The 16028-nt window shown below is 55.1% G+C and carries 12 protein-coding genes and 2 pseudogenes; 7 read left to right on the top strand and 7 right to left on the bottom strand.

What is annotated here, in order from left to right:
* The 4 genes from NR195_RS01820 to NR195_RS01805 form a co-directional block, all read right to left on the bottom strand.
* Window positions 1-849: a transporter substrate-binding domain-containing protein gene (locus NR195_RS01820; RefSeq protein WP_176442686.1), complete on the bottom strand. Its 849-nt coding sequence runs from the start codon at window positions 847-849 to the stop codon at window positions 1-3.
* 21 nt (window positions 850-870) lie between these two features.
* A complete protein-coding gene (locus NR195_RS01815; protein ID WP_256843983.1) occupies window positions 871-2058 on the bottom strand; it encodes a M20 family metallopeptidase in 1188 nt (395 codons plus the stop codon).
* 241 nt (window positions 2059-2299) lie between these two features.
* Complete coding sequence (locus tag NR195_RS01810; RefSeq protein WP_256843982.1) at window positions 2300-3199, bottom strand: alpha/beta fold hydrolase; 900 nt, start codon at window positions 3197-3199, stop codon at window positions 2300-2302.
* Window positions 3200-3249: 50 nt separating this feature from the next.
* Window positions 3250-3864, bottom strand: coding sequence for a TetR/AcrR family transcriptional regulator (locus tag NR195_RS01805; RefSeq protein WP_122889524.1), 615 nt, complete (start codon window positions 3862-3864; stop codon window positions 3250-3252).
* Between the two features lie 213 nt (window positions 3865-4077).
* Between NR195_RS01805 and NR195_RS01800 the strand changes: the two are divergent.
* A pseudogene (locus NR195_RS01800) lies at window positions 4078-4456 on the top strand (LysR substrate-binding domain-containing protein); the annotation flags it as partial.
* A gap of 34 nt (window positions 4457-4490) precedes the next feature.
* Here the strand turns inward: NR195_RS01800 and NR195_RS01795 are convergent.
* Window positions 4491-4748 (bottom strand): annotated as a pseudogene (locus NR195_RS01795) (aldo/keto reductase); the annotation flags it as partial.
* Between the two features lie 144 nt (window positions 4749-4892).
* On the opposite strand from NR195_RS01795, the gene NR195_RS01790 reads away from it, so the two are divergent.
* The 3 genes from NR195_RS01790 to NR195_RS01780 all read left to right on the top strand — a co-directional run bounded on the left by NR195_RS01790 (window position 4893) and on the right by NR195_RS01780 (window position 7006).
* Complete coding sequence (locus NR195_RS01790) at window positions 4893-5336, top strand: antitoxin Xre/MbcA/ParS toxin-binding domain-containing protein (RefSeq protein ID WP_033760867.1); 444 nt, start codon at window positions 4893-4895, stop codon at window positions 5334-5336.
* Window positions 5333-5803, top strand: coding sequence for an RES family NAD+ phosphorylase (locus tag NR195_RS01785; protein ID WP_033760865.1), 471 nt, complete (start codon window positions 5333-5335; stop codon window positions 5801-5803). The genes NR195_RS01790 and NR195_RS01785 overlap by 4 nt, the downstream gene beginning before the upstream one ends.
* Before the next feature lie 171 nt (window positions 5804-5974).
* A complete protein-coding gene (locus tag NR195_RS01780) occupies window positions 5975-7006 on the top strand; it encodes an AI-2E family transporter (protein ID WP_256843981.1) in 1032 nt (343 codons plus the stop codon).
* Here the strand turns inward: NR195_RS01780 and NR195_RS01775 are convergent.
* Window positions 6995-9724: a cation-transporting P-type ATPase gene (locus NR195_RS01775; protein WP_256843980.1), complete on the bottom strand. Its 2730-nt coding sequence runs from the start codon at window positions 9722-9724 to the stop codon at window positions 6995-6997. The two genes, NR195_RS01780 and NR195_RS01775, sit on opposite strands and share 12 nt — an antisense overlap.
* 514 nt (window positions 9725-10238) lie before the next feature.
* On the opposite strand from NR195_RS01775, the gene NR195_RS01770 reads away from it, so the two are divergent.
* Genes NR195_RS01770 through NR195_RS01760 form a run of 3 tightly spaced genes read left to right on the top strand, consistent with a single transcriptional unit; the run spans window position 10239 to window position 15347 of the window.
* Complete coding sequence (locus NR195_RS01770) at window positions 10239-11327, top strand: efflux RND transporter periplasmic adaptor subunit (RefSeq protein ID WP_256843979.1); 1089 nt, start codon at window positions 10239-10241, stop codon at window positions 11325-11327.
* Window positions 11327-14389, top strand: a complete 3063-nt coding sequence (locus NR195_RS01765; RefSeq protein WP_256843978.1) for an efflux RND transporter permease subunit — start codon at window positions 11327-11329, stop codon at window positions 14387-14389. The genes NR195_RS01770 and NR195_RS01765 overlap by 1 nt, the downstream gene beginning before the upstream one ends.
* On the top strand, window positions 14382-15347 hold the full coding sequence (locus NR195_RS01760) for an acyltransferase family protein (protein WP_256843977.1): 966 nt from the start codon (window positions 14382-14384) through the stop codon (window positions 15345-15347). Before NR195_RS01765 ends, NR195_RS01760 begins: the two co-directional genes overlap by 8 nt.
* On the opposite strand, the gene NR195_RS01755 is transcribed toward NR195_RS01760, so the two are convergent.
* A complete protein-coding gene (locus NR195_RS01755) occupies window positions 15333-16025 on the bottom strand; it encodes a DJ-1/PfpI family protein (protein WP_064690945.1) in 693 nt (230 codons plus the stop codon). The genes NR195_RS01760 and NR195_RS01755 overlap by 15 nt on opposite strands.
* Between the last annotated feature and the right edge of the window lie 3 nt (window positions 16026-16028).

Below are 16028 nucleotides of genomic sequence, written 5' to 3'. Positions count from 1 at the left end.
TTACGCTTTCGGCGCGACATCTTCGCCAAACCATTTGATCGACAGTTTGCTCAGCGTCCCATCTTTGATCATGGAGTCCAGCGCCTGATTCAGCACCTGCTGTAGCTCACTGTTGCCTTTACGCAGACCAATCGCCGAGCCTGCGCCGAGCACGCCACCGGAGAAGCCATAGCCGCTGCTGCTGATTGCCTCAGCATGTTTTTTCACAAAGGCGTTGAGGTTAGTACGAGAAGCCATGACGGCATCCACCCGGCCATTCATCAGGTCGGCAAAGGTTTCAGGACCCGCCTGATAGGTGCGGATAGTGGCAACGTCGCCCAGGTATTTCTGCAGGAAATCCGCCTGAATGGTGGCGACCTGCACCGCGATGGTTTTCCCTTTGAAGGTGGTTTTCAGATCGTCGATCGCTTTTTTCATGCCGGCGTCATCATCCGCCGTCACAATCGTGCCGCTGCCTGGCAGCGTAGCCAGCGGGCTTTTTTTCGCAGTCACAAAGCTGGAGACACTGACGGTGTACTGATGGGTAAAATCGATCGCTTCAGCACGTTTTGGCGTTACGGTCACCGCATCGATCACCGCATCATATTTACCGTCGATAAGACCTGGGATCATGCCCGACCATTTCTGGGCGATGATTTCATATTTAAAGCCAGCACGTTTAGCCAGCTCCGCCACCATATCCGGCTCATAGCCGACGATTTTGCCGCTCGGTGTGGTCTGGTTGAACGGAGGATAAGCCGCTTCAGTCGCAAACTTCAGGGTGCCGAAATCTTTCGCCTGGCTCAACGCGGAAGTGGCGAGCAGTGCCACGGTCAGAGAAGCCGTGAACAGGCGGTTACGCATCATCATATAAACCTCATTTATTTATTATTAAGAGAGTAAATCAATTGCAAGGCGGGTCAGCGCCTGCGTCCCGGCGGTAATGCTGCGTTCGTCCGGCTGATAGTCGGAGTTATGCAGGTGATCGTCACGGCCCGGCGTGGCCGATCCAATATGAATCTGGCAGCCCGGTACCCGTTCCGTGAACAGTGAAAAATCTTCGGCACCAAAGCTGGCGCTGGGCTGCGCGATGATGGGCTTATCAAACTGATGCGACAGAATCTGTTCCAGTGAATCGATCAAACGATCGTCATTCATCAGAGGCGGCACGCCACGCTGGAAGTTAACCTCCACCCGCACGTTTTGCGCCAGCGCCACCCCTTCGCACATCCGTTTAAACGAGGTTTCCATAGCAGCGCGTACTTCCGGCGACTTAGTACGGATGGTGCCCTGAAACAGGCAGCTATCGGGAATGATATTGTGGGTGGTACCACCCTGAATGTGCCCGATGGTTAATACGGCGGAGTGAGCGGGATCGCGTTCACGCGAGATGAGGGTCTGTAGCTGGCTGATGAGATGCACGGTCGCGATGATCGGATCGGTGCCCATGTGAGGACGTGCCGCGTGGGTCGATACGCCATGCACCGTAACGTCGAGTTCATCGCTGGAGGCAGTGCTGGCCCCGCGCGTCAGGGCGACTTCTCCCGCAGCCAGTTCAGGCTTGTTATGCAGGGTCACGGCCCAGTCGATGCCATCTGCCGCACCGTCCGCAATCATCGCCTCAGCGCCACTTTCTGGCGTCTCTTCCGCGGGCTGGAATATCAGCCGGACCCGGCCTTTGAGCTGCTGACGATAGTGCGGCAGGATCGTTGCGACACCCAGCATCGTTGCGGTGTGAATATCATGCCCACAGGCGTGCATTTTTCCGGGATAGCGGCTGGCAAACGGTAAACCGGTCTGCTCATGGATCGGCAACGCGTCCATGTCGGCGCGCAACAGCAGGGTCTTACCCGGCTCTGCACCGTCGATGTCCACCACAACACCGCTGCGGCCAACGCCGGTGCGGGGATTAAGTCCCAGCGCCTGCAAATACTCTGTGACCAGACTGGCGGTGCGCAGCGTATCAAAGCCTAATTCCGGATGCGCATGGATATCACGTCGAATCGCCACTAACTGCGATTCAAGTTCACTAACTCTGGCTTTTATTTCCCCGGCCAGTCGTGCTTTTTCCTGATTCATAGCAGCCCCGGCAATATGCGATCGGCACTCTGCTGCCGACCGCTATTTTAATCTCATCCTGATGACGGACGTTGATGACCGTTTATTTATTCACAGCACGCGACAGAAAGCAACGCGCAACAGCCTGCTCTACATACTTAAAAATCAATAAGATAGTGTTATTTATTGGAAACCTGTATGAGATAACAGCGGATCAGCAATAATATTAATAATCCGCCACACGACATTACTTTCCCTACTGTCACTGAGGTGATATTTCGCTTTTATCCGGAGAGGGAATAAAGAAGTCTGCCAGTATTTCCGCTAATTTCTCGGGTTGTTCGTCGGGAATAAAATGGCCGCAGTTGAGAACAGTTTCACTGCTCACCTGATGCGCTACGGTGCGCAGTGGGGTGGCCATATCGGGTATCGATCCCTGGTCGGCACTGACAGCCAGCAGCGGTAAAGCCAGTTTGCCTTTTAACGCGCGCTGTCGATTCTGCTCTGCCGACTGTGCAAAAGCGCGGTAAAAAGCCAGTCCGGCCCGCAAGGCCCCGGGCTGCTGAAAAACGCGCAGATATTCATGACGGGCCGCCGCATCTATGCGATGTGGATTGGCTGACTTACGGTTAAAAAACCAGTCGAGGTAGATCGCCTCTCTGCCAGTGATCAGCGCTTCCGGTAAATCATCCACACAGTGAAATCCAAAATGCCAGGTTTTCCAGACGCTATCACCCACCATTGGCAGTAAGTCAGGCAGCGTGATACCGGGAATGCCGCCATCCAGCAGCGCGAGACGGCTGACCTTTTCGGGATGGCCTGCCGCCAGTGACCAGGCGACCCACGCCCCGATATCATGCCCGGCCAGATGAAAGCGTTTGATACCCAGCTGGTTCAGCAGCGCCAGTATGCGCTCTGCCACGCTGTCAGTGTCGTAACCACTGGCTGGAAAGTCAGAATCACCCTGCCCTGGCAGGTCGGGTGCGATCACATGAAAGCGGCTGGCAAGCAAGGGAATAACCTCCCGCCAGGCATAACTGCTTTGCGGGAAACCCGCGAGCAAAACCACAGCCTCAGCGTGTTCACTGCCTGCGCTGAGGTAGTGTAGCCGCTGCGAGTCAATGTTAATAAAATGGTGCTGGTAGAGTGGATATACGTGCATAAAACCTCCGGACAATAAGGAAACGATCACTTCCTTAATGAGTAAAAAATTTAGTCGAGTAACTTCAGCGCCAGGGGGATGATGCTGGCATCGGGCCGGGTCGCAGCAACTTTACCGGCCACCCGCATCCCCAGAACAATGCAAAGCATTAGCGAAGCGGTGGCGTCTCTGTCCAGTGCAGGATTGACCGAACCATCCTGCTGACCCAGGCTGATTATCTGCTGCAGATTCTGCTGGTTGCGTATCAGCGCCGCGCTGACGGCTCCGGCAAGTTCCTCATCCAGAGTTTGCAGCTCCACGGCGCTGACAGCCACCAGACAGCCGCGCTCACCTTCGACATCGCGCACTGAATCCACATAAAAATTGAGTAGCGCCGCCAGTTGCTCACGGCCATTTTCACATTGCGCCAGCCGCGCGGCTAAACTGCTGTTGCGCATTGAGAGATAGCGAGCAAAGACGTTTGCAAACAGCGTGCGCTTGTCGGTAAAAGCTTTATAGATGCTGCCGGTAGTGAGCTGCATAGCATGGCCCAAATCGCCGATCGAAGTGGCGTGATAGCCCTTTTGCCGGAATACCAGCATTGCGCTGTCCAGTGCCGCATCGGTATCAAACGCCCGCGGTCGTCCCCGCTCTTTATAACGGTTATCGTTCATCACAAACACCATTAGAGAATGATCATTTCCTTAAAGATAGACTGATTTGTCCGCCAGATAAAGGCTTTCTTATGCCTGGGGCTCGCCTGGAAATGGAACTCGCCCCTCACCATGACCTTCTCAGATAAAACACCGTTTCGACGGCGCGTGAAAGGCATAGGCCCAGACATGTTCGGCACGTCAGGCACGCCGTTTTAATCTCGCGTTATGTAATCAGGCCTATCTGAGCCACGTATTGCCGATCTTGAGCAGGAGCATGAATTTCAGGTTCAACTCAATGGAACGCTCTCTGGCAATATCCGTTTATCCGCAGGGGAGCATGCAGCTCAAACTCTCGTATGGCCGAAATTAAAACTTTTATCATTGGAAGTTCGTGAAGGAAGGAAAATCGTTACGTGTCAGAGTTGAAGGACAGGTCACGTTTAATTTTCTGTCAGAAAGAATCGATGCCGTATTATCGGGTTTTGGTATTGCCTGTGTTCCTGAAGATACGATCAGGGAGCATGTAAAATCCGGAAAGCTAATTCAGATTCTGCAGGATTGGTGCCCTGCATTTCCCGGTTATTATCTCTGTTATCCGAGCCGTAAACAGCACCCGGAATAGCGGGTCTGCAATTCGATGCAGACCCGCCTGAATCTTAACGGCCCACACGAGCCTGATGCTCAGGGGAGTAACGCTCGCCGACGATTTCTATCGTTTCAAGCGCCTCTTCTATCTGCCGCACGTCGTCCTGTGAAAGCGTGATGTCGGCAGCACCCAGGTTTTCATCCAGCCGGTGCAGTTTAGTAGTGCCGGGGATGGGAACAATCCACGATTTTTGTGCCAGCAACCATGCCAGTGCTATTTGTGCAGACGTAACCCCTTTTCCGGCAGCCAGTTCACCCATTAATGAAACTTATGAATATGTGTGAGTCGCGACTTGATCTGACACATGACCCTGAAAGGTTCAGAGTGACCGGCTTTCCTGATTTATCAGATCCTGAAATTTGCGCCCCTCCCACCAAATGGTTATAGTTAAATGACCAATTGGAGGTGACAGATGAAAACATTCAGCTTTTCTGCGAACAAAACCAGGCCGCCACGCTTATGGCAGGCCGCAGGCCTGAACAACGCTGATGGTGTCGCCCTGCTGGGCCAGATTAATGAAGGCCTTGATGGCAACGTAGCTCACCTGATCGTCAACTGGGCGAAGATTACGCAAAACGACCTGCGCAAAATGTCCGGTATTCCCTCCACGACATTCAGCCGAAGCGTGAAAGCGAAATTCAGCGCTGAACAAAGTGAACGACTGGTACGTATTATCCGTGTCATTGATCGCGCAGTTGAACTGTTCGAAGGTGATAAGGATGAAGCGCAAAAATGGTTGAATGAGCCTAACAGGGCGCTGAGCTGGAAAATGCCCGCAGAACTGATGGCGTCTGAAACCGGGGCTTACGAGGTCATGAAATTAATCACGCGCCTGGAGCACGGAGTTTACTCTTGATTCTCTACAGGCTGACCAAGACAAAGTATCTTTCAACAGCCTGGACGGGATTTGGCGCAAAAGAGGCGGGCGGCCGCTGGAACAGCATCGGCATCTCCATGGTTTATGTTTCTGAAACAGCATCACTGACTTTGCTGGAAACACTGGTCCATCTGCACTCAGCACACATCCTGGATGCTTTCACACTTCTGCGCATCGATGTTCCCGATGCGTTGATTCAGACCGCTGATATCACTGAGTTGCCTGCAAACTGGGCTGATGAAGACGCACCGGCAGAACTGGCTGACTATGGAGACGCCTGGTGCTCTGCCTGCGATGCTGTTGCGTTGCGTGTTCCCAGTGCCCTCTCCCCTGTAGAATATAACTATCTGTTAAATCCTGAACATCCCGAGTTCTTCCGGATAGTTCAACAGGCTGAGGCCATTCCGTTCCGGTTTGATCGTCGGCTGAAACCGGATCGTAAATAAACTATCCGCATAGCTTTTGGTCGCGCATTCGTGCGTTGAACAAGGGCCGGAAGCCACCAATGATCGTCTCTTAAGCCCTGCGAGAAGCCTTTCCCCCTCTGACCTGACGCAAAGCACTGAAGCTTAAGCCTCATCTATACTGCAGCTTATCTTTGCTGAAGGAGCCCAATCATGGGACTGAGCTGGTTCACCCTCTGGCCGCCACTGGCACGCGTGCTGTTTATCCTCGCCTGTATGACCATTATTCTGACCGGCCTTTATCTGGCAGCACCGCTGATCAATCAGGTTCTGCTGGCGATGTTACTGGCCATCATGCTTGATCCCCTGATTACCCGGCTGGAAAACAAACGCATACCGCGCATCGTCTCGTCACTGCTGGTGATTATGCTGATGCTGTTGATCATGGTGGTCACTATCCTCAAGTTAACCGTGCTGACGCCCGATTTAATGCAGCTCAGCCGCCAGGCGCCCGTGCTGCTGGCGGCCCGGCTTGAACAGCTGACGCTGGCCTTTGCCCGGCTTGATATCGGTATGACGCCCGACCAGTTGCTGACCTTTGTGGATGCAGGTGCGATAGTGCGCATCGTCACCGCGTTTCTGACGCAAATCCCTGGCGTCATCTCATGGTGGATCATGGTGTTCCTGATGCTGCTGTTTATGCTCTATGAGATGCCGCTGCTGAAAGCTGCACTGCAACAGCGGGTAAAGGGAAAACATCAGGCCTTTTATCTGGCGCTGCAGGAGGGAATTCAGAGCGTGATTGTGTATGCCAGAGTGAAAACACTGACCAGTATTCTGGGCGGGTTAATCGTGGGCGTCGGCGCGCATCTGATCGGGCTGAAGTTTGCCTTTTTCTGGGGCGTGCTGATGTTCATCTTTAATTACGTGCCGGTGCTTGGCTCCTTTCTGGCCGCGATTCCGCCGGTGATCCAGAGTTACATCATGTTTGATTTACAGATCGCGCTGGCGGTAGCTGGATTCTTTGTGGTGCTGAACCTCTGTCTGAGTTCGGTGATCGAACCATTGCTGATTGGGAAGCGACTCAATCTGGCGCTGACCACGCAGCTGCTGGCGTTTCTGTTCTGGCAGGCGTTGCTGGGGATTACGGGCGGGATACTGGCTATTCCACTGACCTATCTGATTAAAAAGGTCCTGCTGGCGAGCTATCCGCAGCAGGACCCGGAGACAGAATTAACTCAGTGATGGCGTCTTCACCCGCCATGCGCGGGTGAGGCGTTTTTCAATCTCAACTATGATGAAGATTGCGATACTGACAATCAGCGAAATCAGCCAGTAGTTAATCGGCAGTGGACGGGTACCAAACAGCGTGTTCATTAATGGCACATAAATAATGATCGCCTGAAGGACAATCAGTACCAGCGTCACCAGCCAGATACCGCGATTTTTCAGCAGACCGCGATCCAGTGAGAAGCCATCTGAATTACGGCAGTTAAGCATATAGGCCCACTGCGCGGTGACCAGCATCTGCAGCAGCACGGTACGGATAAACTCGGCACTGTAGCCACGCGGTTGCAGCCAGGCTTCCAGCACAAAGGCACTGATTGAAATCAGCAGACCGACAAACACCACGCGCCAGATGGCGTAAGCGTCCATCACGTGCGCTTTGACATTGCGCGGTGGCCGGCGCATCGCATTCGCTTCAGCAGGCTCGAACGCCAGACCAAACGACAGCGTGGCTGACGTTGCCATGTTCATCCACAGAATCTGTACCGGGGTTAACGGCAGCAGATTGCCCATCAGAATCGCGATAATAATCAGCAGACCCTGCGCCAGGTTGGTGGGCATGATAAACAGAATGGTTTTCTTGAGGTTGTCGTAAACCCGACGTCCCTCTTTGACTGCCGCAGCGATGGTGGCAAAGTTATCGTCGGCCAGAATCATATCGGCCGCCTCTTTTGTCACCTCGGTGCCTTTAATACCCATCGCAATACCGACGTTGGCCTGTTTCAGCGCCGGAGCATCGTTGACGCCGTCGCCGGTCATGCCGACGATCTCGCCGCTCGCTTCCAGCGCTTTCACCAGACGCAGTTTGTGTTCCGGGCTGGTGCGGGCAAAAATGTCATAGGTTTTTGCCGCGTCGGCCAGTTCGGCGTCACTCATGTGTTCAAGCTGGTAGCCAGTGATAGCAGCCTGGCTGTTGCCGATTCCCAGCATCTGACCAATCGCCATTGCGGTTTCCTGATGGTCGCCGGTGATCATTTTGACGCGAATGCCCGCTTTCTGGCACTCGTCAATGGCGGCAATCGCCTCGGGACGTGGGGGATCCATCATACAGGCCAGACCCAGCAGCACCATGTCACTTTTCAGATCGGCATGATCCAGCGCGGTAACGGGTGCAGAGGTTCTCTTCCAGGCGGCGGCAACGGTGCGCAGCCCTTCGCTGGCGTAGGTGGTGATGGCGGCATCCCAGTACGCACGGTCTATCGGCTCTGCACCCTCCGGCGTTTGCTGCTGTTGACACAGCGTCAGCAGCACGTCTGGCGCACCGGTCAGCAGCACATAAGATTCGCCGTTGGCAACACAGCTGACCGACATATATTTATAGAGGGAATCGAACGGCAGCTTGCTCACCACCTCAACCGGCTGAGGTGTCGTCTGGCCCTTCGCCGCCAGCACCTTCAGCGCGCCTTCAGTCGGGCCGCCAACAATCGTCCAGTGACCCTGACTTTCCTGACGCAGCTGGCTTTCATTACAGGTGTCTACCGCATGCAGGAACTGCTGAAAGAGCGGATCCTGTGCCGCAGAGAGTCCACTTGCGTCGCCCTGCTCAGCAACAATCTCCCCTTTGGGTTCATAGCTGTTTCCGCTGACGCGCCAGCGGCTCTTCGCCAGCACCACCGCTTTCACCGTCATCTCATTCATGGTGAGCGTGCCGGTTTTATCGGAGCAGATCACCGACATCGCGCCCAGTGTTTCAACAGTCGGCAGCTTACGGATAATCGCCTGGGTGCGTGCCATCGACTGCACGCCCAGCGACAGGATGATAGAGATAATGGCAGGCAGACCTTCCGGAACCGCAGCAACCGCCAGGCTGATGACGGACAGCGACAACTCGCCCAGTGGAATGTCACGCAGCAGATAGCCGAAGATAAACAGGGCGACCATCATCAGCAGGATGATGAAAAAGATCGCTTTACCGAGTTTGTCGATCTGCACCAGCAGCGGGGTTTTAACCTCTTTTATGCCGCTGATCATTTCGTTGATATGGCCCAGCTCAGTATCACCGCCGCTGGCGATCACCACGCCTGCGGCGGTGCCGGAGCTGACGGTAGTGCCTGAAAAAGCCAGGTTCAGACGGTCGCCCAGCGATTTTTCACCGCTCAGCGTATTGGTGTTCTTCGACACCACCGTCGACTCCCCGGTGAGAATCGCCTCTTCAACCCGCAGATTATTGACCTCAAACAGTCGCAGATCAGCCGGGATTTTATCGCCCGGGCGTAACATCACCACGTCACCGACCACAATATCGCGCGTCGCGACCGTGACCTGTTTGCCATCCCGCACCAGCATCGCTTCACTGGCGAGCATGTTCTGAATACTTTTCAGTGACTTCTCGGCATTATTCTCCTGAATAAAGCCGATCAGGGCGTTGATAACAGCCACGCCGATAATGACAAAGGTATCGACCCAGTGACCCATGATCGCGGTGATCACCGCCGCGGCCAGCAGAATATAGATCAGCACATCTTTAAAATGCGCGATGAATTTGAGCAGAGCCGATTTCTCAGCTTTTTGCGGAAGGGCATTGGGACCGTGTTTCTGCAGGCGTTCCTGCGCAGTGGCGGTGGATAATCCTGCTGAGGAGCTCTGCAGTTCGGAGAATATCTCTGCCACACTACGCTGATACCAGGGGCGCTCAGATAAAGCTAACGCTTTATCCTGCTTATCATTATTTAGCATATATAAACCTCGTGCCATTTAGCGATGAAATAAAGGCGCAATTAAAAGACATGCATTTTGCAGGCAGCCCCTCCTGCAGGTAATGACCGATATCATATTTACGTAAGAAACGTCTGACGAATAACATAAAATGGCTAAATTAAATCTAACCTATATTATGAGAATGACAACGTTGTTTTTGTTTAGCTAAGGTTTAAGTATGCTGATGCAGTGTGCATCGGTTTATACTCTGGCTCGCAAAAGGAAACTCTGATGAAAAAACAGAGCATTATCATGCTTTGCGGTTTCGTTATTCTCGCGGTCGCCGCAACGACTCTGGTGGGCTTACTGACCTGGCTGGTGGTCTCTCAGATGGCGGCGTAAGCCGATTCAGGCGAAGCGGCCCTGCCGCTTCGTTAAACTTATATGACGAAGATTAAAAATAAGTTTATCCCGGTCGCGATAAGCATCAGGGTTTATTACGCCTTAATGCTTATCAAACCGCAGTTTAAAAGCTGATGTTAAGGCGAAGAAAATGATTAAACGCAAGGTTATCCTCATTTTGCTCTGTTGTTTTTTTATGACAGCGTGCGATGAAAAAAAAGAACCGGATGCTCCCCCGCCCCGCGTAATTAAAGTTTTCACCCTTGAGTCGGACATCGCTCAAAATATCCGGATATTTCCTGCGCGTATTCAGGCGGGTGATAATACCGATCTTGCGTTTAAACGGGCAGGCCAGCTGGTACAGCTTGATATTCGTGACGGAACGCCCGTGAAAGCGGGACAGCTTCTCGCTACCCTGAATGATGCAGATGCGAAACTACGGGTACGCGACCGCCAGACTGCACTGCAACTGGCGGAGCGACAATTTCAGCGCTTCAATACGCTGGCCCAGCGCAGCGCCGTTTCAAAGTCTGAAATGGATGTGCAGCGTGCTAATCGCGATGCCGCCGCGACTGCGCTGAAAATCGCACAGGAGGAGTTACAGTTTCTTAGCCTTCGCGCGCCGTTTGATGGCGTGATTGCAAGGGTACAGGCGCGTAATCATCAGGTCGTGGCCGCCGGACAGCCCATTGCGCTACTGACCCGTGCCGATCTGCTCGACGTCATCTTTACGCTGCCCGAAACCCTCTTCAGCAGCCTCGATATCCAGAATATTGACTATCAGCCTGAGGTGCAGTTTAACGCCCTGCCAGGCCGCTTTTTCACCGCACAATACAAAGAGCATACCAGCCAGACGGATGCCGCCACGCTGACCTATCAGGTGGTGCTGACCATGCCGCGTCCGGCTGATCTCCCTGGCGTTGCCGGCCTCAGCGGATCGGTGCGCGTCAGGCTGCATAACCTGCCAAATGCCCCTGCCCAGCCGCGTCTGGTCGTGCCTGCGGCGGCGGTGTTCAATCCCGATCGCAGCCCCACCAATCAACCGCACGTCTGGCTGGTTGAGCAGGATGGTGAGGCGCTGCGCATCAAAGATCGACCTGTCGAAGTGGGTCGTCTCACCGCCCAGGGCATTGAAATCATCAGCGGGCTAAAGCCGGGCGACCGTATCGTTGCCGCCGGAGTGGGTGAGTTGCGTGACGGTGAAGCGGTGCGCATCTGGCAGCGCGAGCGGGGGTTATAATGCGTATTCAGGAGCATTTTCTTGATAAACCCATTCGCATCTGGATGGTCATTCTGCTGCTGGGCGTGGGCGGCATCTATGCGCTGCTCAACATTGGCCGCCTCGAAGATCCGCTGTTTACCATTAAGTCGGCGGTAATTGTCACCCACTATCCCGGCGCGTCCGCACAGCAGGTTGAAGAGGAGGTAACGCTGCCGCTGGAGAATGCGCTGCAGCGCCTGCCGTCGCTGGACAATGTCACGTCAATTTCTGGCAATGGCCTGTCGCAGATTACCGTTAATATTCATACCCGCTATCTGGCCGATCAGCTGCCGCAAATCTGGGATGAGTTACGTCGTCGGGTCGGCGATGCGGCCCGGCAGTTCCCGCCTGGCGTTCAGGCCCCGCTGGTTAACGATGATTTCGGCGATGTTTACGGCTACTTCTTCGTCATCCACGGTAAAGACTTTACCAACAGCGAACTGCGCAACTATGCCGATCAGCTGCGGCGCGATCTGGTGCTGGTGCCGGGTGTGGCTAAAGTTGCAGTAGCGGGCGTCGAGCAGGAGGAGATCCGCATCGCTCTCTCCGCCAGCAAAATGACCGCCTATGGTATGACGCCGCAGCGCGTCGCCGATCTGCTGAGCCGGAATAACAGCGTTGCCAGTGCCGGAACGCTGCGGGTCGACAGCGAATCGATCCGTTTTCATCCCACCGGCGAACTGCAGACGCTGGACGATCTGGCTAATCTGCCGATTCTGCCCGCTGGCAACCCACAGAACGTGCATCTGCGCGATATCGCCACCCTGACGCGTGGCGTTACCGACAATCCCGCCAATATCTACTTTGCAGACGGTGAAGCGGCTCTGGCTATCGGCATTTCGTTCGCGCCCGGCGTCAATGTGATTGATGTTGGCGACGCGCTTTCCGCCCGAATGGCGCACTATCAGCAGGATACACCCGCCGGTATCAGCCTGAAGGTGTTCTATAACCAGGCGCATGAGGTAAAACAGTCGGTTGATGGCTTTATCCTCAACTTCCTGATGGCGCTGGCGATTGTGGTGGGAACGCTGCTGCTGTTTATGGGCCTGCGCAGCGGCATGGTGATTGCCGCCTCGCTGGCGCTTAACGTGCTTGGCACACTCCTGATCATGTACCTGTTTAAACTTGAGCTGCAGCGGGTGTCGCTGGGCGCGCTGATTATTTCGCTTAGCATGCTGGTGGACAATGCCATTGTGGTGGTCGAAGGGGTCAAAATCGATCATCAGCGCGGGCACCCTTTACAGCAGGCCATTGCCCGCATGGTGCGGCGCACTGCCCTGCCGCTGCTGGGTGCCACGGTGATTGCAATTCTCGCCTTTGCACCGATTGGCCTGTCGCAGGATTCGACCGGCGAATATTGTAAATCACTGTTCCAGGTGCTGCTGATTTCACTGATGCTGAGCTGGGTCACGGCGCTGACCTTAACGCCGGTATTTATCAACTGGAGTGAGAAGCGCCGCAGCACGGCTCAGCCTGAGCAAACCGAACCCTCCACGCCTTATCAGGGCATCGTATTCCGGCTCTATCGTCAGGCGCTGGGCGGCCTGCTGCGTTTCCGCCTGACCACGCTGACGGTAATGGTGGCACTGCTGGCTCTGTCGCTGTATGGCTTTACCCTGGTGAAGCAGAACTTTTTCCCCTCCTCCAGCACGCCGGTCTTTTTCACCGATCTCTGGCTGCCCTATGGCACCGATATTCATTACACCGCGAATACGGCGGCGGATATTGCCCGGTTCATTAATCAGGATCCTGAGGTCGCAGCCACGGTCACGACGGTGGGCCAGGGCGCTCTGCGCTTTACCCTGACCTATGACGCGGCACGGCAGTACAGCAACTTCGCCCAGATTATGGTGCGGGTTAAGGATGGCCGACAGCTTGATGCGCTGGCGCTGAAAACCGAGGCCTATATTGAGCAGAACTTCCCACAGGTGAATCAGCGCATCAAACGTATCCAGTTTGGCAGCGCCAGTGACAGCGCCATTGCCCTGCGGGTGATCGGCCCCGATCCCGAAGTGCTGCGCCACATCGGCAGCCAGCTGGATGCCATCTTCCTGGCGGATGGCTCAACGTTCCCGGTGCGCAATGACTGGCAGGAGCGCAGCAAAGTGATCCGCCCGGTCTATTCGGCGCTGCGTGGTCAGGAACTGGGTATCGATAAACGTGACATCGATCAGGCGCTGAGAATGAATTTCAGCGGTGACGCGGTGGGCATTTTCCGTGACGGTTCGCGGCTGATGCCGGTGATGCTCTATCCGGCTGATGAAGAGCGGCAGAGTGTCGATCACATCGAGAATATTCAGCTGTGGAGCGCCGCCCTGCAGCACTTTGTGCCCCTGAGCAATGTGATTTCTGACTTCCGGCTGGAGTGGGAGAATCCGCTGATTATGCGCCGCGATCGTACGCGCGTGCTGACGGTGCAGACCGATCCCGATCCCGCTTCAGGGTTAACCTCCGCACAAGTGGTGGCGCGGGTTCAGCCACAGATCGACCAGCTTAAACTCCCGGCGGGCTACCGGCTTGAATGGGGAGGTGAGCTGGAAAGTTCACGTGAAGCACAGAGCGGGCTGCTGAGTTCGCTGCCGGTGGGATTCCTGGCGATGTTCATCATTACCGTGCTGATGTTTAACTCGCTGCGCGACGCAGTCGCTATCTGGATCACCGTGCCGCTGGCGCTGATTGGCGTCACCTGTGGCTTTTTGTTCACCGGTATTCCGTTTGGCTTTATGGCGCTGATTGGGCTGCTGAGCCTGTCGGGCATGCTGATCCGTAACGGGATCGTGCTGATTGAGGAGATCAGGCTGTTCCGGCAGGAGAAATCGCTGCAGCTGGCAATTATTGATGCGGCGACCTCACGTCTGCATCCTATTCTGCTGACCGCCTTCACCACGGTGCTGGGCCTGCTGCCGCTGCTGCGCGACGTCTTTTTCCAGAGCATGGCGGTGGTCATTATTTTTGGACTCGGGTTCGCGACAGTATTGACCCTGCTGGTGCTGCCGGTCATCTATCGTTGCTTCCATGGCCGGGAGGCGCGCGGTGAATAAGAGCGGACTGGCAATGCTGAAGACGCTGGCCTGTATCACCGCCGTCTCGTTTTTCACGCTTTACCAGAGCTACGATAGCTACCATTACGACATTAATCTGACGCTGAACGTGCTGAGTTTTGTTTCGACGATCGCCACGCCGCTCTATTTTCTGCTCAGCGGTTATATTGACGCCGGTGAGCTGCATACGCCCGCGTGGCAGCTCGGCAAAATTCGCCGCATTCTGCTGATTTTTATCTTCTGGTTCAGCTTTTTCTGGTTTGCCGGGATGCATCATAAGGGCTATCTGATTCAGCCGTGGTTTGTAATTGCGCTGATTGTGATTTATGTGTCGCATCCGCTGATTGACCGACTCATTCAGCGGCCTAGGCTGATGGCATCGGGGATTTTACTGCTGCTGGTGTTAGCTTTTGCCTATGACCTGCTCGCCAGTCTCTACCCGGGCCAGCGAGCCTTTTCGCTGCTGCCGCAATACCGAATCTGGACCTGGGTGCTCTACTACCTCACGGGTCGGCTGATGGCCGCGCCGCGCGTGATGCAGTTGCTGACATCACCCAGAGTGATAAAGATCAGCCTGCTGCTGCTGCCCGCGGTTTATCTCTTTACCTGGCTGTATGAGCGTCATTACTTTCTTGCGCGCTTTCTGGCGACCAATAACGATGTGGTGCTGACGGGCTCGCAGGTTTATCTGCTGGTGGTGCTGATTGTGATCAGCATTAATGCCATTCGCCTGCCGGAAAAAGTCCAGTGGCTGACGCCGTTTCTGACGACCCTGGGGAAGACCATGACCGGCGTCTATATCCTGCACTATCTGATTTTTGGCCTGCTGGCGGCGGCAATCCGCATCCAGACGCTGGGCGATAAACTGCTGGTCATCGCCCTGACGTTAATCTTCTCAATGGCGCTGTCACTGCTGCTGTTGCGCATCCCCGGCGTCAGTAAGCTAATCAGCCTGTAGTCGCAGGGCGGCTCGTTCGGTTGCCGCACGACGAGTGGCAAGAAACTCAGCCATTTTCGCCCGCGCCTGCTCCACTTCCTGTGGCGATGCGGTATGCGGCGAACCGCTGGTAAATGGCGGTTCAGGATCATATTCCATCTGCAGCTGAACCGCTTTCGCCACCGCGTCACCCGCAATTTCTGCCACCAGCGTCAGGGCAAAATCGATGCCAGAAGTCACGCCTGCGCCGCTGATACGATTGCGGTCGCGCACCACCCGCTCACTGACCGGCTCCGCGCCCAGCAGTGCCAGCTGATCGATGGAGCTCCAGTGCGAGGTAGCACGATATCCCTTTAGCAATCCGGCGGCCCCCAGCACCAGCGAACCGGTACAGACCGACGTAACCCACTTCGCCTGATCGGCCTGTTGGCGAAGGAAATTCAGCGTGACGTCATCCGACATCAGGGCGATCTGTCCCGGCCCGCCAGGCACACAGATCACATCCAGTGGCGGGCAATCTGCAAACGTAGTAGTCGGCAATATCGACAGGCCGCGATCGGAACACACCGGCTGAAGATCTTTCCAGATGAGATGGCATTCGACACCAGGCGTGCGCGCAAACACCTCCCACGGGCCGGTTAAGTCGAGCTGAGTGACATCAGGGAACAGTAAAAGACCAATCTGTAGCGGACGATTCATGCG

The sequence above is a fragment of the Pantoea sp. Ft-CA_14 genome, from assembly GCF_024520875.1.
Classification (GTDB): Bacteria; Pseudomonadota; Gammaproteobacteria; order Enterobacterales; family Enterobacteriaceae; genus Pantoea; species Pantoea agglomerans.
The sequence above is the reverse complement of the archived record's forward strand: the minus strand, read 5'-3'. Positions and strand labels throughout refer to the sequence as shown.